This window comes from Aeromonas sp. 2692-1 (assembly GCF_013085505.1).
Taxonomy (GTDB): Bacteria; Pseudomonadota; Gammaproteobacteria; order Enterobacterales; family Aeromonadaceae; genus Aeromonas; species Aeromonas hydrophila.
On record NZ_CP038513.1, the window covers coordinates 1,871,148 to 1,890,362 of the forward strand.

The 19,215-nt window shown below is 61.6% G+C and carries 19 protein-coding genes; 13 read left to right on the forward strand and 6 right to left on the reverse strand.

All coding sequences use genetic code 11. The annotated features are described in order from the left end of the window. The first annotated feature begins 16 nt into the window (after positions 1-16). The 6 genes from miaA to E5E97_RS09130 all read left to right on the forward strand — a co-directional run bounded on the left by miaA (position 17) and on the right by E5E97_RS09130 (position 5,049). Positions 17-934 (forward strand): tRNA (adenosine(37)-N6)-dimethylallyltransferase MiaA, encoded by a 918-nt coding sequence (miaA, locus tag E5E97_RS09105; RefSeq protein ID WP_139750366.1) that lies wholly within the window; start codon positions 17-19, stop codon positions 932-934. 70 nt (positions 935-1,004) lie between these two features. Further along, complete coding sequence (hfq, locus tag E5E97_RS09110; protein ID WP_011704864.1) at positions 1,005-1,268, forward strand: RNA chaperone Hfq; 264 nt, start codon at positions 1,005-1,007, stop codon at positions 1,266-1,268. Between the two features lie 63 nt (positions 1,269-1,331). Continuing rightward, on the forward strand, positions 1,332-2,618 hold the full coding sequence (hflX, locus tag E5E97_RS09115; RefSeq protein WP_011704865.1) for a ribosome rescue GTPase HflX: 1,287 nt from the start codon (positions 1,332-1,334) through the stop codon (positions 2,616-2,618). Between the two features lie 91 nt (positions 2,619-2,709). Then, positions 2,710-3,861: an FtsH protease activity modulator HflK gene (gene hflK, locus E5E97_RS09120; RefSeq protein WP_016349609.1), complete on the forward strand. Its 1,152-nt coding sequence runs from the start codon at positions 2,710-2,712 to the stop codon at positions 3,859-3,861. Between the two features lie 3 nt (positions 3,862-3,864). Beyond that, positions 3,865-4,749: a protease modulator HflC gene (gene hflC, locus E5E97_RS09125; protein WP_011704867.1), complete on the forward strand. Its 885-nt coding sequence runs from the start codon at positions 3,865-3,867 to the stop codon at positions 4,747-4,749. Positions 4,750-4,860: 111 nt separating this feature from the next. Continuing rightward, the gene (locus tag E5E97_RS09130) at positions 4,861-5,049 is read left to right on the forward strand and encodes a DUF2065 family protein (RefSeq protein ID WP_011704868.1); all 189 of its coding nucleotides are present in this window, start codon (positions 4,861-4,863) and stop codon (positions 5,047-5,049) included. Positions 5,050-5,136: 87 nt separating this feature from the next. Here the strand turns inward: E5E97_RS09130 and ispB are convergent, their stop codons facing one another. Next, positions 5,137-6,108, reverse strand: coding sequence for an octaprenyl diphosphate synthase (gene ispB, locus E5E97_RS09135; RefSeq protein WP_118881825.1), 972 nt, complete (start codon positions 6,106-6,108; stop codon positions 5,137-5,139). Positions 6,109-6,350: 242 nt separating this feature from the next. Between ispB and rplU the strand changes: the two genes are divergently transcribed. The 5 genes from rplU to E5E97_RS09160 all read left to right on the forward strand — a co-directional run bounded on the left by rplU (position 6,351) and on the right by E5E97_RS09160 (position 11,959). Continuing rightward, the gene (gene rplU / locus E5E97_RS09140; protein WP_005304210.1) at positions 6,351-6,662 is read left to right on the forward strand and encodes a 50S ribosomal protein L21; all 312 of its coding nucleotides are present in this window, start codon (positions 6,351-6,353) and stop codon (positions 6,660-6,662) included. Between the two features lie 17 nt (positions 6,663-6,679). Then, positions 6,680-6,937, forward strand: coding sequence for a 50S ribosomal protein L27 (gene rpmA / locus E5E97_RS09145; RefSeq protein WP_005339028.1), 258 nt, complete (start codon positions 6,680-6,682; stop codon positions 6,935-6,937). Between the two features lie 190 nt (positions 6,938-7,127). After that, positions 7,128-8,330 carry an Obg family GTPase CgtA gene (gene cgtA, locus E5E97_RS09150; RefSeq protein ID WP_049047644.1) on the forward strand — a complete coding sequence of 401 codons (1,203 nt, stop codon included), beginning with the start codon at positions 7,128-7,130 and terminating at the stop codon, positions 8,328-8,330. A 393-nt stretch (positions 8,331-8,723) separates the two neighbouring features. Then, entirely contained in the window at positions 8,724-10,094 is a 1,371-nt protein-coding gene (locus E5E97_RS09155; RefSeq protein WP_016349611.1) for a YjiH family protein, read from the forward strand. A 170-nt stretch (positions 10,095-10,264) separates the two neighbouring features. Beyond that, positions 10,265-11,959, forward strand: coding sequence for an AMP-binding protein (locus tag E5E97_RS09160; RefSeq protein ID WP_171280189.1), 1,695 nt, complete (start codon positions 10,265-10,267; stop codon positions 11,957-11,959). A gap of 42 nt (positions 11,960-12,001) precedes the next feature. Here E5E97_RS09160 and E5E97_RS09165 read toward each other — a convergent pair whose 3' ends face one another. The 3 genes from E5E97_RS09165 to E5E97_RS09175 all read right to left on the reverse strand — a co-directional run bounded on the left by E5E97_RS09165 (position 12,002) and on the right by E5E97_RS09175 (position 15,887). Next, a complete protein-coding gene (locus E5E97_RS09165) occupies positions 12,002-12,355 on the reverse strand; it encodes a hypothetical protein (protein ID WP_118881821.1) in 354 nt (117 codons plus the stop codon). 76 nt (positions 12,356-12,431) lie between these two features. Further along, complete coding sequence (locus E5E97_RS09170; protein WP_024944334.1) at positions 12,432-12,782, reverse strand: hypothetical protein; 351 nt, start codon at positions 12,780-12,782, stop codon at positions 12,432-12,434. 132 nt (positions 12,783-12,914) lie between these two features. Further along, a complete protein-coding gene (locus tag E5E97_RS09175; protein ID WP_171280190.1) occupies positions 12,915-15,887 on the reverse strand; it encodes an HD domain-containing phosphohydrolase in 2,973 nt (990 codons plus the stop codon). Between the two features lie 155 nt (positions 15,888-16,042). Here E5E97_RS09175 and E5E97_RS09180 point away from each other — a divergent pair, with 155 nt between their 5' ends. Continuing rightward, positions 16,043-17,032, forward strand: coding sequence for a luciferase-like monooxygenase (locus E5E97_RS09180; RefSeq protein WP_016349616.1), 990 nt, complete (start codon positions 16,043-16,045; stop codon positions 17,030-17,032). A gap of 237 nt (positions 17,033-17,269) precedes the next feature. Next, on the forward strand, positions 17,270-17,770 hold the full coding sequence (locus tag E5E97_RS09185; RefSeq protein WP_017410311.1) for a 2TM domain-containing protein: 501 nt from the start codon (positions 17,270-17,272) through the stop codon (positions 17,768-17,770). A 250-nt stretch (positions 17,771-18,020) separates the two neighbouring features. Here the strand turns inward: E5E97_RS09185 and E5E97_RS09190 are convergent, their stop codons facing one another. Next, on the reverse strand, positions 18,021-18,842 hold the full coding sequence (locus E5E97_RS09190) for a symmetrical bis(5'-nucleosyl)-tetraphosphatase (protein WP_011704877.1): 822 nt from the start codon (positions 18,840-18,842) through the stop codon (positions 18,021-18,023). Positions 18,843-18,848: 6 nt separating this feature from the next. Further along, positions 18,849-19,211: a Co2+/Mg2+ efflux protein ApaG gene (apaG, locus tag E5E97_RS09195; protein ID WP_118881818.1), complete on the reverse strand. Its 363-nt coding sequence runs from the start codon at positions 19,209-19,211 to the stop codon at positions 18,849-18,851. Between the last annotated feature and the right edge of the window lie 4 nt (positions 19,212-19,215).

A 19,215-nucleotide genomic window follows, 5' to 3' on the forward strand; every position in this document is an offset into this window, starting at 1 on the left:
TTTTCACGTGGCTGACTTGCCGACTGCAATTTTTCTGATGGGGCCGACGGCCTCCGGCAAGACGGATCTCGCCATCGAACTGTGTCAGGCGCTGCCCTGCGACATCATCAGCGTGGATTCTGCGCTCATCTATCGCGGCATGGATATCGGCACCGCCAAACCGAGTGCCGCCGAGCTGGCGCTGGCGCCGCACCGGCTGATCGACATCCTGGACCCCGCCATGAGCTATTCGGCGGCCGACTTTTGCAAGGATGCGCTGCGGGAGATGAAAGAGATTGCCGATCGCGGCCGCATTCCGCTGCTGGTGGGCGGCACCATGCTCTATTTCAAGGCGCTGCTGGAGGGGCTCTCTCCGCTGCCTTCCGCCGACCCCGTCATTCGGGCCGGCATCGAGGAAGAGGCGGCCCGTCTTGGCTGGCAGGCACTGCACGATGAACTGGTGCGCATCGACCCGGTGGCCGGTGCCCGCATCCATCCCAATGATCCACAGCGGCTCAGCCGGGCGCTCGAGGTCTACCGCATCAGCGGCAAGACCCTCACCGAGCTGACCCAGGTGCAGGGGGAGGGGTTGCCCTATCGGGTGTTGCAGTTTGCCATCGCACCGAGCGATCGCGCCGTGCTGCACCAGCGCATCGAGCTGCGCTTTGACAAGATGCTGCAGGGGGGCTTTGAACAGGAAGTCAGGGCACTCTACCAACGGGGCGATCTCACCCCGGATCTTCCCTCCATCCGCTGCGTGGGATACCGCCAAATGTGGGACTACCTGGCGGGGGAAGTGGAGTATGATGAGATGCGCTATCGCGGAATTGTTGCCACCCGCCAGTTGGCCAAGCGTCAAATGACCTGGTTGCGCGGTTGGTCTGATGTGACCTGGTTGGAATCTGGTGAGTCTGGCAATCTGGCAAGGGTCGTCGCCCGTGCCGGAGTGGCTTGACACTCCTGTATAATCAGGTTGTTATATTGATATCCGGTGTTTAAAAACAACAAACTATAAGGAAAAGAAGATGGCTAAGGGGCAATCTCTCCAAGACCCGTTTTTGAATGCGCTGCGCCGTGAGCGGATTCCTGTTTCTATCTATTTGGTGAACGGCATCAAACTGCAGGGTCAGATCGAATCGTTTGACCAGTTTGTCATTTTGCTGAAGAACACCGTGAGCCAGATGGTCTACAAGCACGCCATCTCTACCGTGGTGCCGGCCCGTGCCGTCAACCACCACCAGCATGCGCCGGGCGCGGCTGGCGAAGAGCAGGGTGAAGCCGAGGCGTGATATCCCGGGACGAGGCGACTCGTCAACCCAGATTCATCATGATTCCTGTCAAGGAGCAAGCGCTTGTTTGACCGTTATGAAGCCGGCGAACAGGCCGTTCTGGTACATGTCAACTTCAGTGATGAGGGTGAGCGGGAGGATCTGGAAGAGCTCAAGATGCTGGTGAGCTCGGCCGGGGTCAATGCGCTGGGGGTGATCACCACCAGCCGCAGTGCGCCCAGCGCCAAATTTTTTGTCGGCAGCGGCAAGGCTGAAGAGATAGCGTCCCAGGTCCAGATGCTGGATGCCGACGTCGTCATCTTCAACCATGCCCTGACCCCTGCCCAGGAGCGCAACCTGGAGCGTCTGTTCCAGTGCCGGGTAGTGGACAGGACCGGCCTGATCCTCGATATCTTTGCCCAGCGCGCCCGTACCCACGAAGGCAAGTTGCAGGTCGAACTGGCCCAGTTACGCCATCTTTCTACTCGCCTGGTGCGAGGCTGGACCCACCTTGAACGTCAGAAGGGCGGGATCGGCCTGCGCGGTCCGGGTGAAACTCAGCTGGAAACCGACCGTCGCCTGTTGCGTGAGCGCATCAAGGCGATTTTGCGTCGGCTTGACAAGGTGGCCAAGCAGCGGGAGCAGGGGCGTCGTGCCCGCAACCGCAACGAGGTGCCGACCGTTTCCCTGGTGGGTTACACCAACGCCGGAAAGTCCACTTTGTTCAACCAACTTACAGCTGCCAGCGTGTATGCTGCCGACCAATTGTTCGCAACCCTGGATCCGACCCTGCGCAAATTGGTGATCCAGGATGTGGGTGATGTGATTCTGGCGGATACAGTTGGATTTATTCGACACTTGCCCCATGATCTGGTCGCGGCCTTCAAGGCGACGCTGCAGGAGACCCGCGAAGCGGACCTGCTGCTGCACGTGGTGGACTGTGCCGATGAGCAGATGCAGGAAAATATCGAGTCGGTGCAGCAGGTGCTGGCCGAGATCGAAGCCGATGACCGACCCCAGCTGATGATCTGCAACAAGATCGACAAGCTGGGTGAACATCCGGTCGGGCTGGAGCGTGACGAAGAGGGGCGCCCGGTACGGGTCTGGCTGTCAGCCCAGACCGGGGAAGGATGTGCTGACCTGTTTACGGCCCTGACTGAATTGCTGGCCGGATCCATGGTGCACCACACCCTGCAGTTGCCGCCTTCGGCCGCCAGATTGCGCAGTGCGCTCTATCGCCTCAAGGGCATCGAGCAGGAAGGTTTCAGCGAGGAGGGGGATTTTGTGTTGGAAGTCCGCCTGCAACTGGCTGACTGGAACCGCCTCATGAAACAAGAAGGTGAGAGTTTACAACGCTTTATCAGGCATTGATTCGTCGATGAGATGAATGTTTGCTGGCTTCATCAACGGTTGATGGCCCGATAGAGATGATATCCATCCGCATGTATTAATGGAGACGCTGATGGCTTGGAATGAGCCTGGTAACAACGGCAAAGACCGTGACCCCTGGGGGAACAACGGCAAGAATCAGGGACCCCCTGATTTGGACGAGATGCTGCGCAAGGTAAGCCGCCGTTTTGGTGGTCTGCTCGGTGGCGGCAAGTCTGGTGGTGGCGATGTAGGCAAGTTTGGCCTCTCCATCGCCCTGGTGGTGGCGGTAGTGGTGTGGGTCGTCAGCGGCTTCTATACCATTCGTGAAGCCGAGCGGGGCGTGGTGCTGCGCTTTGGCGAGTACTCCCACAACGTGGATCCCGGCCTGCGCTGGAAGCCGACCTTCATCGATCGGGTGATCCCGGTGGACGTGGAATCGGTCCGCTCCCTGCCGGCTTCCGGTTTCATGCTGACCCAGGACGAGAACGTGGTGCGGGTCGAGATGGACGTGCAGTATCGCGTGGTCGACCCGGAGCAGTATCTGTTCAGCGTCACCAACGCCGACGAGAGTCTGAGCCAGGCCACCGACAGCGCCCTGCGTTACGTGGTGGGCCACACCCGGATGGACGACGTGCTGACCACCGGTCGTGAGAAGGTGCGCCAGGAGACCTGGCAGGTGATCGACAGCATCATCGAGCCGTATCACATGGGTCTGCAGATCGTCGACGTCAACTTCCTGCCGGCACGTCCGCCGGAAGAGGTGAAAGACGCCTTCGATGACGCCATCTCCGCCCAGGAAGATGAACAGCGCTTCATTCGTGAAGCCGAAGCCTATGCCCGTGAAGTGGAACCGAAGGCCCGCGGCCAGGTCAAGCGTCTGGAGCAGGAGGCCGAGGCCTACAAGTCCCAGATCGTGCTGAAGGCCAAGGGTGAAGTCGCTCGCTTCAACGAGTTGCTGCCCCAGTATCAGGCTGCGCCCGAGCTGACCCGTGACCGTATCTACCTGGAGACCATGGAAGAGCTGTATCAGCAGGCCAACAAGGTGGTGGTCGACATGCCGGCTGGCAACAACAGCATGATCTATCTGCCGCTCGACAAGCTTTCCGGCAAGGCGACCGCAGTGCAACCGGCCCGTCCGGCAGGTGCACCGGTGGTGGAACAGACCCCGCCGTCCAACGAAGGGGCCAACTCCACTCCGACTCCGCTGCGTAGCGGCGACCGTTTCAGCTCAGGGAGAAACTAATAGATGAAAAAGATAGCTATTGGTGTCATCGCTGTGGCCGCCATGGTCTGCTTCTCATCGGTCTTCATCGTCGATGAAGGTCAGAAGGGCATCGTGGTGCAGTTCGGCAAGGTGAAGCGGGTCGACTCCGGTGAACCGCGCCTGTACGAGCCGGGCCTGCACTTCAAGGTGCCGCTCATCGATCAGGTACGCAAGATGGATGCCCGCATCCAGACCCTGGAAGGGCAGGCGGATCGCTTCGTTACGTCCGAGAAGAAAGACCTCATCATCGACTCCTACGTGAAGTGGAAGATCGAGGACTTCTCCAAGTACTACCTGGCGACCGGTGGTGGCAACAAGATCCAGGCCGAAGACCTGCTCAAGCGCAAGATCAACAACGGTCTGCGTTCCGAGATCGGCAACCGCACCATCAAGGACATCGTCTCCGGTGAGCGCAGTACCGTGATGGAAGATGCCCTGATGAAGATGGCGCGCTCCTCCGAGCTCGGCATCAAGGTGGTGGATGTGCGCATCAAGCAGATCAACCTGCCGGTGGAAGTCTCCAGCTCTATCTATCAGCGGATGCGTGCCGAGCGGACTGCGGTAGCCCGTGAGCATCGCTCCCAGGGCCGCGAGCAGGCCGAGATCCTGCGCGCCGACATCGACCGCAAGGTGACCGTGATGATCGCCGACGCCGAGAGTAACGCCCGTCAGCTGCGTGGTGAAGGGGATGCCGAGGCCGCCAAGATCTATGCCGACAGCTACAAGAAAGACCCCGAGTTTTTCAGCTTCGTGCGCAGCATGGAGGCCTATCGCAAGAGCTTTGCCGGTGGCAATGACCTGATGGTCCTCAAGCCGGACAGCGAGTTCTTCCGCTACCTCAAGTCGCCGCACGGCAGCAAGCAGTAAGCGAGTCGCAATAACACCCAAGGGCCTGATGATTCAGGCCCTTTTGTTTGGCGGTCGGGGGCTTGCCGGTGTTCCGGCAGCTTGTGGACGTAGTGGTTGAGAGGAGAGATGATGCTGACATCCATCTTGATGGGGCTGGGCTTGCTGTTGCTGTTCGAGGGGCTGGGACCGCTGCTGATGCCGCGCGCCTGGCAACAGATGTTGCGGCTGCTGAGCGAGCAGCCCACCGAGCAGCTGCGCCGCATCGGCGGCTGTCTGGTGGTAGCTGGGGCCGTTATTCTGTGGGCGCTGGCGCGTTAGAGGATGGTGCTGAGTGGGCCAGACTGTGTTTGCCGGACAATAAAAAAGAGGCCCTTTGGCCTCTTTTTTATTGTGCTCCGACTGGCATCAGGCGCTGCGCTGCACCGCCATGTGGGCCAGTGTTTCCAATGCCTGTTTGTGCTGGGAGTCCGGCAGGATGGCTAGGGCCGCGATGGCCTTGTCGGCCTCTTCCCGAGCCCGCATGCGGGAGTATTCCAGGGCGCCGGTACGGTCGAGGATGGTCAGGATCCGGTCGAGGTGCTCCATGCCGTTGCGGTGCTCGATGGCATCGCGCACCAGCTGGCGTTCTTCCGGGCTGCCCACTTCCATGGCTCGCAGCAGCGGCAGGGTGGGTTTGCCTTCGGCCAGATCGTCGCCGACGTTCTTGCCCATCTCGTCGCTCTGGGAGCAGTAGTCCATCACATCGTCGATGATCTGGAAGGCGGTACCCAGATACTTGCCGTAGTCGGTCATCGCCTGCTCGACGGGCTCGGGCTGATGGGTCAGCACGGCAGCGAGGCGGGTGGCCGCCTCGAACAGCTTGGCGGTCTTGCAGTAGATGACCGTCATGTAGCTCTCTTCGGTGGTATCCGGATCGTTGCAGTTCATCAGCTGCAATACTTCCCCTTCGGCGATGGTATTGGTGGCATCGGAGAGGATCTCCATCACCCGCAGGTTGGAGAGCTCGCTCATCATCTGGAAGGAACGGCTGTAGAGATAGTCACCGACCAGCACGCTGGCGGCATTGCCGAACAGGGCATTGGCGGTTTCCCGGCCGCGGCGCAGGTCGGATTCGTCGACCACGTCGTCGTGCAGCAGGGTGGAGGTATGAATGAATTCGATGATGGCAGCCAGTTTCAGGTGATCTTCACCTTCGTATCCCAGTGCGCGGGCGGCCATGACGGTCAGCATGGGGCGCATCCGTTTCCCGCCTGCACTGACAATATAGAAACCCAGCTGGTTGATCAGGCTGACATCGGACTGGAGTCTCGCCAGGATCAGTTCATTGACCGCCGTCATGTCGGCGGCACAGAGCGCACGGATAGTCTGTTGGTCCATAAGTCTCGTAACGTGACGGCAGTGATGACTGCGATTTTAGCAATGGCGGGGATTCTACACGATTTCACAATGGGTTACAGTTAAGCGTTTGTTCACGGCGGCAGATATGCGCACAAAATAAACTTTTTGCTAAATTGGCCTTGCCTGAGCAAATCGATTTGCGTAGAATGCCGGCCCATTGTTATAGGTTTTTGCGCGTGTCTGGCCTTGAGCAAAAGACACGCCTTTACGGAGTTAATCAAATGTACGCGGTATTCCAAAGCGGCGGAAAACAACACCGTGTGGCCGAAGGTCAAATCGTTCGTCTGGAAAAGCTGAACGTTGAGACTGGCGCTACCATCGACTTCAACGAAGTGCTGATGGTTGCTGCAGGCGACACTTTTAAAGTAGGTGCTCCTTTCGTTGAAGGTGGCAAGGTTGTAGCTGAAGTTGTGGCTCACGGCCGTGGCGAGAAAGTGACTATCGTCAAGTTCCGTCGTCGTAAGCACCACCGTAAGCAAGCGGGCCACCGTCAGTGGTTCACTGAAGTCAAAATCACTGGCATCAGCGCTTAATTAGAGGAGTACGATAGATGGCACACAAAAAAGCTGGCGGTTCATCCCGCAACGGCCGCGATTCAGAAGCTAAACGCCTGGGCGTGAAGCGTTTCGGCGGCGAAACAGTTCTGGCTGGCAGCATCATCGTTCGTCAGCGTGGCACCAAGTTCCACGCCGGTACCAACGTTGGTCTGGGCAAGGATCACACCCTGTTCGCTACTGCGACTGGTAAAATCCTGTTCGAAGTTAAAGGTCCGCTGAACCGTAAGTACGTTAGCATCGTTGCTGAGTAATTACGGACCGCAAGGATCCGAAGCCCCGCCAACAGGCGGGGCTTTTGTTTTTCTGCAGCAGTTTACGAAAAAACGGCACGCAGCTGACCCTGGCTCTGAAAGGGCATGCTTGGCAAGATGCGTATCGCCCGCAGGGGTCTGTACCACTATAATTGCGTATCGGTTTTTCGAATTAAGGTGACGGTTACCTATGAAGTTTGTTGATGAAGTCCAGATTCGAGTCGATGCCGGTGACGGTGGTAACGGTTGTGTGAGCTTTCGCCGTGAGAAGTACATTCCAAACGGCGGCCCGGACGGCGGTGACGGCGGTGACGGTGGCGACGTATATCTGGTTGCCGATGAAAACCTGAACACCCTGATCGACTACCGTTTCGAGCGTTTTCACGCCGCCGAACGTGGCGAGAATGGCCAGAGCGCCAACTGTACCGGCCGTCGCGGCAAGGACAGGATCCTGCGCGTACCGGTCGGCACCCGCGCCAGCGATGAAGACACCGGCGAACTGCTGGGTGACCTGACCCACCACGAGCAGAAGCTGCTGGTCGCCAAGGGCGGCTTCCACGGTCTGGGCAACACCCGTTTCAAGAGCTCCGTCAACCGGGCGCCGCGCCAGAAGAGCAACGGTACCCCGGGTGAAGTGCGTACCCTGAAGCTGGAGCTGTTGCTGCTGGCCGACGTCGGCATGCTGGGTCTGCCCAACGCCGGCAAGTCCACCTTCATCCGTGCCGTCTCCGCGGCCCGTCCGAAAGTGGCCGACTACCCCTTCACCACCCTGGTGCCTAACCTGGGCGTGGTGCGTGGTGAGAACTCCCGCTCCTTCGTCATCGCCGACATTCCCGGTCTGATCGAAGGTGCCGCCGAAGGCGCCGGCCTCGGTATCCGCTTCCTCAAGCACCTCGAGCGTTGCCGAGTGCTGATCCATCTGGTGGACATCTGCCCGGTCGATGGTTCTGATCCGGCCGAAAATGCGGTGACCATTGTCCGGGAGCTGGAAAAATACAGCCCTGAGCTGGCGAGCAAGCCGCGCTGGCTGGTGTTCAACAAGATGGACCTGATCCTGGAAGAAGAGGCGCAGGAAGTGATGGAGCGCGTCAAGACCGCCCTCAATCATGAAGGCCCTGTCTACGCCATCACCGCCATCAGCAAGGAAGGGACCAAGAAGGTTTGCTACGACATCCTGGACCTGCTGGACACCATGCCCCGTCAGCTGGCGGAAGATGCCAAAGACGCCATCGAGAAGGTGGAGTTCAAGTGGGACGACTACCACAAGAACCAGCTGGCCAAGGCTGAAGCCGATGCGCTGGCCGCCTCCAAGGCGTTTGATGAATCACTGGACGACGACGAGTGGGACGACGAAGACGATGATGGCGTGGAAGTCATCTACGTGCGTGACTGACCCAGATCTCGTGCGCGGTCGTGATACCGCCACCCGGTGCTGAGAAACCGGAGCCTTCCCAGGCTCCGGTTTTTTTATGGGGATCGACCGGATCACCATATAGATATATTTCTTATGTCACTTATTGCCTGCCGACCGCAACTGATTATACTGCGCACCTGAATGTAACCTTGCCGAAACAATATGCTAACCAATTGCAATGAATTGATATGCGTATCTGCTTGCGTGCATTCTTATGGAAGGTTTGCCTGTATAAATATTTATGCTTGAAATGATCCATTAAAGGCTTGTTTGTGCATTTTATTGGGGTATTCTTGCGCCCGTTTTGCCGGGCGAGAGCATGGATATGCAGGTTTGCCTGGCTAAGGAAAAGTAACATTAAGGCTGTAGACCATGCTGGAAAAGACTCTGCAAGCACCTGCGCTCAATACCCGCCGCAACGTGCTGATGTTCCTGGTCCCGTCACTCATCGGGATCCTGCTGTTCATGACCCCCGTCATTTATGACGGAAACGTCACCATCCCTGTGGCCGTGCTGGCGAAGCTGGTACAGACGGTGTTTGCCGATTATCTGGTGGCCATGGTCAGCGCCATCATCACCACCACCATGCTGATGACGCTGGTAGCCTGGCTGTTCAAGCCGGCGATCCTGGTCAGACGCCCCTTCCTCAACAGCCTGTTCAACGTCTCCCCCTTCTGGGCCTGCGTGCGGGTGCTGGGCGGCATCTTCGTGCTGCTGACCTTCTTCGAGGCGGGCCCGGCGGCCCTGCGCTCCGATGCGACCGGCGGCCTGGTGCTGCATGATCTGCTGCCGGTGCTGTTCTCCGTCTTCATCTTCGCCGGCCTGCTGCTGCCCTTGCTGCTCGATTTCGGTCTGCTGGAGTTTGTCGGCACCATGATGACCCGCATCATGCGCCCGGTGTTCCGTCTGCCCGGTCGCTCCGCGGTGGACTGTTTCGCCTCCTGGCTGGGGGATGGCAGTGTCGGCATCCTGCTGACCAGCAAACAGTACGAAGGCAAGTTCTACACCCAGCGGGAAGCGGCCGTCATCGGCACCACCTTCTCTGCCGTCTCCATCACCTTCTGCCTGGTGGTGATCTCCCAGGTTCGGCTGGAGCACATGTTCGTGCCCTTCTACCTGACCGTCTGCCTGGCCGGGGTGGTGGCCGCCATCGTGGTGCCGCGCCTGCCGCCACTTTGCTGGAAGAAGGATGTTTACAGCGACGGTACTCCCCTGTGTCGTAAGCAGGAGTCGGTACCACATCAGCACAGCGTGCTGAGCTACGGCTATGAGCGGGCCCTGACCAAGGCCGAGGGCATGACCGACATGGGGGCAGTGGCACGGGAAGGGGTGAAGAATGCGCTGGACATGATCTTCGGCGTGCTGCCGGTGGTGATGGCCATCGGCACCTGCGCCCTGATGCTGGCCGAGCACACCTCCATTTTCAACTGGCTGGGGGCCCCTTTCGTACCCTTGCTGGAGCTGCTGCAACTGCCGGAGGCAGAAGCGGCCTCCAAGACCATCATGGTGGGCTTTGCCGACATGTTCATCCCGGCGGTGCTGGCTTCCACCATCGAGAGCGACATCACCCGCTTCGTGATCGCCGCCATGTCGGTCACCCAGCTCATCTACATGTCGGAAGTGGGCGCCCTGCTGCTGGGCAGCAAGATCCCGGTCAAGTTGTGGGAGCTGTTCGTGATCTTCCTGCTGCGTACCCTGATCACCCTGCCGGTCATCGCCGGGGTGGCGCACCTGCTGTTCTGATCCGGCTCGCGCCTTGTCACACGGTCAACTTCGGTTGGCCGTTTTTTATGGCTGGCATTAGACCAAAGTGAGTCTTTTGCAGACCTTGTTTTTACATTAATGTAACAGGCTGCAAAAACACGCCAGCCGAGCAGTAGGCACGTCCAACCTATGTGGCCAGGAGTCACCCCATGACCTCACTGCTCAGCTACCGGGCCGGTCCCTGCGATCAGCCGCTGCTTCATCAGACCATAGGCGCCTACCTGCAACAGGTGGCGGAACGTTTTCCCGACCGACCCGCAGTGGTGGTGCGCCACCAGCAGATCCGCTGGAACTACCGTGAATACCTGACCCAGATAGACAGGTTGGCGCTGGGCCTGCTGGCGCTCGGGATCCGGCCGGGGGATCGGGTCGGCATCTGGTCGCCGAACAACATCGAGTGGTGCCTGGTGCAATTTGCCACGGCCCGCATCGGGGCCATCATGGTCTGCATCAACCCCGCCTACCGCAGCTACGAGCTGGCCTTTGCCATCAACAACGTGGGCTGTCGGGCCCTCATCTGTGCCAGTGCGTTCAAGGGCTGCGACTACCTCGCCATGCTGGGGGTGCTGGCCCCCGAGCTGGCGCACTGCCCACCCGGCCGCCTCGCATCATCCCGGCTGCCGAGCCTGGAGATGGTGATCCGGCTCGGGGAGGAACAAAGCGCCGGCATGCTCAACTTCCCCGAGGTGCTGGCACTGGGCGACCGGCAGGACCCGGCCTGGCTGGCCCGGGTGGCGGCCACCCTCAAACCCGATGACGCCATCAACATCCAGTTCACCTCGGGCACTACTGGCAACCCCAAGGGAGCCACCCTCAGCCACAGCAACATCCTCAACAACGGTCGCCAGGTGGCGCAAGGCATGGCGTTCAGCGAGCAGGACCGGCTCTGCATTCCGGTGCCGCTCTACCACTGTTTCGGCATGGTGCTCGGCAACCTGGCCAGCATCAGCGTGGGGGCCTGCGCCCTGTTTCCGGCCGAAGCCTTCGATCCGGTGGCCACCCTGCGGATGGTGAGCGAGGAGCGCTGCACCGCCCTGCACGGGGTGCCGACCATGTTCATCGCCGAGCTGGAGCTGGCGGAGTTTGACCAGTTCGATCTCTCCTCCCTGCGCACCGGCATCATGGCCGGTGCCATCTGCCCCGAGCCCTTGATGCGCAAGGTGCAGACCCTGATGCACATGACCGAGGTGACCATCGCCTACGGCCAGACCGAGTGCAGCCCCATCAATCACATGACCGCCATCGATGCGCCGCTGGACAAGCGGGTCACCACGGTCGGCCGCGCCATCGGTCACACCGAGATCAAGCTGGTCGACCCCAGCGGAGAGATAGTCGCAATCGGCGAGCGGGGCGAGATCTGCTGTCGCAGCAACGGGGTGATGCAGGGGTACTGGGAGGATCCGATCAAGACGGCGGAGACCATCGACCAGGAGGGGTGGCTGCACTCGGGGGACATCGGCATCATGGATGAAGAGGGCTATGTGCGGATCGTCGGGCGCAGCAAGGAGCTGATCATCCGCGGTGGCGAGAACATCTATCCGCGCGAGATCGAAGAGCGTCTTTACGATCATCCGGCGGTGCAGGATGCGGCCGTGTTCGGGGTCGACAGCGAGCGCTATGGCGAAGAGGTGTGCGCCTGGGTCAAGCTCAGACCCCGTCAGGAGGCCAGCGAGGAGGAGCTGAAACAGTTCCTGGCGGCCCGCATCGCCTATTTCAAGGTGCCCAGATACATCCGGTTCGTGGAGGAGTACCCCATGACGGTGACCGGCAAGCTGCAAAAATTCAGGATGCGGGAGCTGATGAGCGACGAGCTGGCCCGCCAGCACGCCGAGGCGACGGGCTGAGTGGCGGTGACAACGGGAAAAGGGCCTGCGGGCTCTTTTTCGTCAGCGTCCAAGCGGGTGGGGCAGTGCCGGTGTGCGGGGGCACTGTACCAGCAGCATGTGGGTGGTGAAGGTGCTGGTCTGGGGGAAGCCTGGGCTAAATCCCGTGACCGGATCGGCGACCCCCATGCTCATCTGGTGAGTGGTGATGGTGCGCTTGCTTCGATCGACTTGCTGATAGCCGTGGGGGCAGCTCAAGAGCGCCTGTTGCTGGCACTCCTCTGGCGCGCCGCACTCGATCTGGAAGCGTTGCTGGGCGGGATTGGCGGAGGGGAGTTCGCTGACGGTGGCGGGTGCCGGCAGCAGGGCGCAGCCGGACAGCAAGATGCTGCCCAGCAGCCATATTCTGGGTGACATAAGAGGCTCGTTCTTGGTGAGACAAGAGAAGGGCCGGCCAGGATTCGGGTTTCCCGTGCCGGCCGCGAGGCGCGGATCAGCGTGGCGTGATGCCCATGTCGACCGGACACTGGATGGTCAGGGAGTGGACCGTGTTGGCGACCCGATAGGGCTTGGCTGCCTTGTAGACCTTCTTGTCTTCGTCGTAGCTGCCCCCCAGATACTGGGTGCTGTAGAGCGTCTGCTGGCGACGATCGGTCTCCTTGTAGCCCTGCGGGCAGGTCTGGTTGGCCTGCTGGAAGCAGGCGGTCATGCTGCTGCACTCGATGTAGAAGCCGCGCTGGCTGGCATCGGCCAGGTGTACCGGGGTGACGGTGGGGGCGGGGGGAGACAGCAGGGAGCAGCCGGACAGCGTCAGCGCGCCCAGCACAATGAGATGTTTTGACATAGATAACCTGAACAGTGTGGTGTGACAAAGAGTGAGGGGGAGTCTATTGCTCCCCCTTCGCTATAGGGGCACCGTTATAACCAGCCGGGGACGCTCAGGCCAGTCCGCAAATGTAAGAAAATATGACCCGCCCTAGGCCAGCGCGGCCAGCAGGGCGGCTTCATCTACCGGATCCAGCTGCTCGGGGGCGAGGAAGCGCTCGGCGTAGTCGCGCCAGATGCCGCTGCTGACAAACAGGGCAAACAGGGCGGGATCGATGTGTTGCTCGCGCACCATGCTCTGCATGATGGCCAGCGACTGGGAGACCGTCTTGCCCGATTTGTAGGGGCGATCGCTGGCGGTCAGCGCCTCGAAGATGTCGGCGATGGCCATGATGCGGGCGGGGATACTCATCTGGCTTCCCAGCAGCTGGCGCGGATAGCCCTTGCCGTCCATCCGCTCGTGGTGGCCGCCGGCAATCTCGGGCACGCTGCGCAGATGGCGGGGGAAGGGGAGGCGCTCGAGCATGCGGATGGTCTGGATGATGTGCTCGTTGATCTTGTAGCGCTCCTCCTCGGTGAGGGTGCCGCGACAGATGGCGAGGTTGTAACGCTCGCCGCGGTTGTAGAGGTGAGTGGGCACTCGCACCTTGAAGCCCCAGGGGTTGCGCTCGTCCAGCTGATCGTGAACGGGGCGGGGGATGAGGTGGGCGGCCTTGTCCGCCAGCAGGGGTTCGACGCAGGGCAGTGGTGCGGCCGGTTCGTTCTGGCGCAGCTTGAGCTCCTCCCGGCTGATGCCGAGTCGATCGTCCAGGGTGCGCAGCCAGGTGCGGCTGGCGATGGCATCCAGTCTGGCCAGCTTCTCCGGCGCCATCCACTCACCGCCCAGGTTGCACTCGGCAACGAAGGCGAACTCCTGATCCAGGGTGCTCCAGAGCGGAGCCACCTCGCTCCTGGCCGCTTCCCGTTCCGATGCTGGCAGGCGGGCCGCCAGCGCCTCGATGTAGCCGTCACGCTTGAGCACCTCGAAGCGGGTGCGGATCTCGTGGATCCGGTCGTAGAGCGTCTCCAGCTTGGTGGCCTTGTCCACCACGAACTCGGGGGTGGTCACCTTGCCACAGTCGTGCAGCCAGCTGGCGATATGGATGGCCTCCCACTCCTCCTCGTTGAGCCGAAACTCGGCGAACGGCCCCTGTTGTTGGGCACAGGCGGCTTCGGTCAGCATCCGGGTCAGCTCCGGCACCCGCTGGCAGTGGCCGCCGGTGTAGGGGCTCTTGGCGTCGATGGCGCCAGCCATCAGCTCGATGAAGGATTCCAGCAGCTGTTTCTGCTCCTCCAACAGGCGCTGGTTCTCGATGGCGGAGGCCGAGGTGCCGGCCAGCGCCTCGATCAGGCTGATGCGCGAGGCCAGCTCACGGGCCGGGCAGTCAGGCAGGATCAGCAGCAGGCAGCCGCTCAGCTCCTGGCGATGGTTGCGCAGCGGCTCGGCCACCAGCTGGCAGGGGCCGGGGAAGGGGCCCCAGTCGGCCAGATACTGCTGCCAGCCGCTCTGATCGATGACGAGGCTGAGCCGCTCGCCCCGGGCCAGCTCGCCAAACAGGGCCTGCTGCCAGCGGATCTGTCCGGCCGGCAGCGGCGCTTGGCGCCACAGCGCCTGTACCGCCACCATGCCCTGCTCCTGGGCCAAGTAGAGACAACCCCCTTCGGCCTGCACCGCGGCGATGGTCTCGTGCAGAATGCGGCTGAGCAGGGAGTCGAAGCGGTGTTCGGCCGCCAGCGCCCGCCCCATGTTCATGAAGTTGCCGAGGGTCAGCCGCATGCCGGACATGGTGCGGGCCAGATCGTCGATCTCGCGGATGGCCGACTCGGGGACCCGGCTCTCGCCAAAATCGAAGTGCTGGATCCGCTCCGCCTCCTGGGTGAGCGCCAGCAGCGGGGTGGCGGTGCGCCGCGAGACCAGCCAGATCACCGGCAGCAGCAGCAGCAGGCCCGCCAGTGCCCAACCCAGGTTGACCAGGGCTTCGTCCCGGGCCTGCTGATAGAGCAGGTCGGCCGAGACCAGCAGGGCGATGTGGAAAGGGGAGTCGGTCCCGAGGGGAGCGAGGTTGACCAGCCAGTCACTGCCATCGGCGGCGGTCAGGTTGAGCTCCGCCGGCTCGCTCAGCAGGGTGGGCTGGCTGATGATCCGCTGCTGCAGATCCGGCAGGGCCGGGTGGGGCAGGGTCGCCAGCATGGGCAGCTGGCTCAGCTGTTCGAAGCTGGGCAGGTGTCTGGGGTCGGCGGCCAGCAGGGTGGCGTACTCGTCAAACAGGATCACCTGGCTCTGGGCGGGCAGCTGCAGCTTGCCGATCAGGGCCGACAGCCCCTCGACGCTGGTGTCGAGTCCGATCACGGCGCGCCGGTCGTCGCTCTCCACCGCCAGCGTCATGCCCGGCTCCTTGGTGGTGAAGAAGAGATAGGGACTGGTGGTGGCGATCCCCGCGCGCCAGCGGGCCTGCTTGTACCAGTCGCGGCTGCGGGGATCGTAGCGGTAGTTCGGCATGGCACGGCGTTCGAGCAGGGTCAGCCGTTGATCGAAATAGAGAAATTCCCCCTTGCCCTGGCTGAGGCTCTGCACCAGCAGGGTACTGGTAGCCGGTACGCCGCCCAGCTGGGCTCTGGCCCGCTCGGTCAGCTTGCGTACCAGAAAGAAGTCGCCGTCTTCGTAGCCGGCATAGACGGCTCCATAGCTGGGGCTGTTGGCCAGCACCTCCGCCAGTTGCGGCAGATAGGCCAGGCGTTCGGTCAAGGTGGTCATGGCGGCCAGCTGGCCGCTGCGCAACAGGCTGAGCGACATGCGGGCCGGCCGCTCGTTCAGTTGCAGGGCGAGGGCCAGCTGCTGGCGATACTGCAGGAAGTTCTGTCGCTCGTGTTCCAGTCCCTGGCGCGCCCCTTGCTGGAACTGCAAGGCGATGAGGGCGCTGCCGAGCAGGGTGAACAGCAGGATGAAGAGGGTGGCGATATGCACGTAGAAGGGTTTACGACCTGGCCTGGCAGTTGTCATGGACACATCCTTGTCACACGGGCGATTGCAGAGACGATCAGCTTGCAGTGTGCCAATAGGATGACAGAAAACACAATAACCCATTCATGGATATCGGGATGTGGCTGACGGAAACGGCCCCTGCCGGGGCTCTCGGCGCTCGCTCTGGCCAATTTTGCCGGCTGATCACGTGATTCATTCAGGTATCCCGTGCTACATTGCCCCACTTGTTACTGGTCTGTGAATCAATGGAGTGACCCATGTCTGCCATCCCCTATTCCGTACTCGATCTGGTGCCCGTGGCCGAAGGCTCCCAGCCGGCCGAGTCGTTTCGCCGCTCGCTGGACCTGGCCCGTCATGCCGAACGCCTGGGCTATTGCCGCTATTGGCTGGCCGAGCACCACAACATGCCGGGCATCGCCAGCGCCGCCACTTCGGTGCTGATCGGTCATCTGGCCGGCGGCACCAATACCCTGCGCATCGGGGCGGGTGGCATCATGCTGCCGAACCACTCGCCGCTGGTCATCGCCGAACAGTTCGGCACCCTGGCGTCGCTCTATCCGGATCGCATCGATCTGGGGCTTGGCCGTGCGCCTGGCACCGATCAGCGCACCATGCGGGCGCTCAGACGCCAGCGCAGCGGTGAGGTGGATGACTTCCCGGCTGATGTGCGCGAGTTGATGGATTACTTTGGCGACGAGGTGGGGGCGGTGCAGGCGGTACCGGGGCAGGGGCTGCACCTGCCCATCTGGCTGCTGGGCTCCAGCCTCTACAGCGCCCAGCTGGCGGCGGCTATGGGGCTGCCGTTCGGCTTTGCCTCCCACTTCGCCCCCGCCATGCTGCTGCAGGCGCTGGAGATCTACCGTGCCCAGTATCGCCCCTCCGCCCGCTGGCCCAAGCCCCATGCGGTGGTCTGCATCAACATGATCGCCGCCGACAGCGAGCGGGAGGCACGCTTCCAGTTCACCACCCTGCAGCAGCAGTTCCTGCGTCTGCATCGCGGCAACGCAGGCAAGCTGCCGGCCCCCGTCATCGAGCTGGGAGAGGAGTGGTCGGAGCGCGAGCTGCTGGCCATGGAGCAGACCCTGGCCCGTTCGCTGGTGGGCAACCCGGATCAGATACGTCACGGCCTCAAGGCGCTGCTGGCGGAAACCCGGGCCGACGAGCTGATGTTCAACGGTCCCATCGTCGATCATCAGGCTCGTCTGCGCTCTTTCGAGATTGCCGCCGAGTTGATGCAGGCGCTATAAGCTCGCCTGCCCGATACCAAGGCGCTATCTTGCACAAAGCACCACCTCTGTCGCCCTGCTGTCAGGTGATCGAAAGGGGGGCGTCGTGGGGAGGGAAGACAGGTTTTTTTGAGCACGCTCTTTTATCTAATGCACTGAATCCAAAGGAAAGTCAGGTTGGTGTCAGGGCGCTGTCGTGGCCCATGGCACCCGCCGGCCCCTATGCTGGCCCCGTCAATCAACCACAAGGAGTTCGAGATGATCGTCAGGAAGTTGAGATTGCAGCGGGGCTGGTCACAGGAGCAGTTGGCCGCCTTTACCGGCCTGAGCGTTCGCACCATTCAGCGGATCGAGCAGGGCCAGCAGCCCGGACTGGAATCCCTCAAGGCCCTGGCCGCCGTCTTTGAGCTCGAAGTGGCGCAACTTGACGGTACAAGCCAACAGGAGCACGAGATGAGAGGGAGTGACACGATGGAACGGGATGAGATACGGGTATCGGTAGAGGAGCGGGCTGCCATGCGCTATGTGGAGGGGCTCAAGGGCTTCTATTACCACATCGCCAGCTACCTGCTGGTGATTTGCGGGCTGTTTGTCATCAACTACCTGAGCAACCCGGGCTATATCTGGGCCTGGTGGCCGGCGCTGGGCTGGGGGTTGGGACTGATCTCCCATGCCATCAACCTGTTCCAGCCGTTCAAGCTGTTTGGCCCCGAGTGGGAGCGGCAGCAGATCGAGAAGCGGTTGGGGCGCAAGCTCTAGGGTGAGCGATGCTCCATAGAAAACGGGTCCAGCGATGCCGGGCCCGTTTTGTTTTATTGCCTGCCACCTGCTTGGTGTGGGTGGGACAGAAGAATTATCAAGGCACCATCTTTATAGTGAGGTGCTGATCACTCAGACCCAGCCTCTTATCGTCACTTGGCGTAAGTGGGACAGGGGGTGGCGATCAGGGCATCAGCATCATAGCGCCGCAGGGTGAGGCACTGATTGCTCAGACACAGCCCCCTTATCGTCACTTGGCGTAAGTGGGACAGGGGGTGGCGATCAGGGCGTCATCTTCATAGCGCCACAGGGTGAGGCTGTTGCCCCAGACACAGCCGGTGTCCAGTGCCTTGATGTCCTGCTTGCCGGTGTTGCCCATCAGGGCAGCCCAGTGGCCGAACACCAGGATGGGGTCATCCACATGGTGCTCGCGCTGCTCGAACCAGGGGCGCAGGCCCGGGGTCGACTCCTTGGGGCCCTTCTTGCATTTGAAGTCGAGCCGGCCGTCGAAATAGCAGAAGCGCATCCGGGTAAAGGTGTTGATGATGTAGCGGTAGCGCTCGATCCCGACCAGATCGTCCTGCCAGCCATCCGGCTGATCGCCATACATGTTGTGCAGCAGCCACTGGTACTGATCGCCACGCAGCAGGCTCTCCACCTCGCGGGCGCAGTTGCGGGCGGTGCGGGCGTCCCATGCCGGGGAGATGCCGGCATGCACCATCATGATGGGCAGGTCCGGGTGCTCCGCCAGCAGCGGACGGTGGCGCAGCCACTCCAGCAGCTCGTCCCGGTCTGGTGCCTCCATCAGCTCCTGCAGCTTGTCCTTCTTCTTGAGCGGGGCGACGCCATCGGCGACCGCCAGCAGATGCAGGTCGTGGTTGCCGAGCACGGTGACGGCCCGGTTGCCCAGCCCCTTGACGAAGCGCAGGGTATTGAGCGAATCCGGGCCGCGGGCGACCAGATCGCCGCACAGCCAGAGCACGTCGTTAGCGGGATCGAACTCGGCCAGATCCAGCAGACGGCGCAAGTCGTCGTAACAGCCCTGGATATCGCCAACAAAACAGTTCGCCATGAAACCTCAGTTGATAATGTGGGGGACGGCCAGCGTAAAGGGCGCGATGGGCGCCTCGAATTGCTGCCCCGACTCGTCTTGCAGGGTATAACTCCCTTCCATCACCCCGAGCGGGGTGGCCAGCGGCACGCCGCTTTGATAGCGGAAGGTCTCTCCCTCTGCGATCACCGGCTGCTCGCCGACCACGCCGGGGCCTTCGACTTCCAGCATCTTGCCATTGGCATCGGTGATGAGCCAGCGCCGGTGCAGCAGCTGCACCGGGCCCGGCCCCAGGTTCTCGATCTCGATGAGATAGTGGAACTGGTAAGGGTCTTTGGAATCCGTCACATAACGGGGGTATGGGCGGATCACGATGTGCGGAGTGGCCACGGGA

Coding starts and splice junctions, on each gene's coding strand:
- E5E97_RS09180 (WP_016349616.1), top strand. CDS start 16,043: ATGTCTGCCATCCCCTATTCCGTACTCGATCTGGTGCCCGTGGCCGAA.
- hflC (WP_011704867.1), top strand. CDS start 3,865: ATGAAAAAGATAGCTATTGGTGTCATCGCTGTGGCCGCCATGGTCTGC.
- rplU (WP_005304210.1), top strand. CDS start 6,351: ATGTACGCGGTATTCCAAAGCGGCGGAAAACAACACCGTGTGGCCGAA.
- rpmA (WP_005339028.1), top strand. CDS start 6,680: ATGGCACACAAAAAAGCTGGCGGTTCATCCCGCAACGGCCGCGATTCA.
- cgtA (WP_049047644.1), top strand. CDS start 7,128: ATGAAGTTTGTTGATGAAGTCCAGATTCGAGTCGATGCCGGTGACGGT.
- E5E97_RS09165 (WP_118881821.1), bottom strand. CDS start 12,355: ATGTCACCCAGAATATGGCTGCTGGGCAGCATCTTGCTGTCCGGCTGC.
- E5E97_RS09175 (WP_171280190.1), bottom strand. CDS start 15,887: ATGGGTTATTGTGTTTTCTGTCATCCTATTGGCACACTGCAAGCTGAT.
- hfq (WP_011704864.1), top strand. CDS start 1,005: ATGGCTAAGGGGCAATCTCTCCAAGACCCGTTTTTGAATGCGCTGCGC.
- ispB (WP_118881825.1), bottom strand. CDS start 6,108: ATGGACCAACAGACTATCCGTGCGCTCTGTGCCGCCGACATGACGGCG.
- E5E97_RS09130 (WP_011704868.1), top strand. CDS start 4,861: ATGCTGACATCCATCTTGATGGGGCTGGGCTTGCTGTTGCTGTTCGAG.
- E5E97_RS09190 (WP_011704877.1), bottom strand. CDS start 18,842: ATGGCGAACTGTTTTGTTGGCGATATCCAGGGCTGTTACGACGACTTG.
- hflK (WP_016349609.1), top strand. CDS start 2,710: ATGGCTTGGAATGAGCCTGGTAACAACGGCAAAGACCGTGACCCCTGG.
- E5E97_RS09185 (WP_017410311.1), top strand. CDS start 17,270: ATGATCGTCAGGAAGTTGAGATTGCAGCGGGGCTGGTCACAGGAGCAG.
- E5E97_RS09155 (WP_016349611.1), top strand. CDS start 8,724: ATGCTGGAAAAGACTCTGCAAGCACCTGCGCTCAATACCCGCCGCAAC.
- E5E97_RS09160 (WP_171280189.1), top strand. CDS start 10,265: ATGACCTCACTGCTCAGCTACCGGGCCGGTCCCTGCGATCAGCCGCTG.
- E5E97_RS09170 (WP_024944334.1), bottom strand. CDS start 12,782: ATGTCAAAACATCTCATTGTGCTGGGCGCGCTGACGCTGTCCGGCTGC.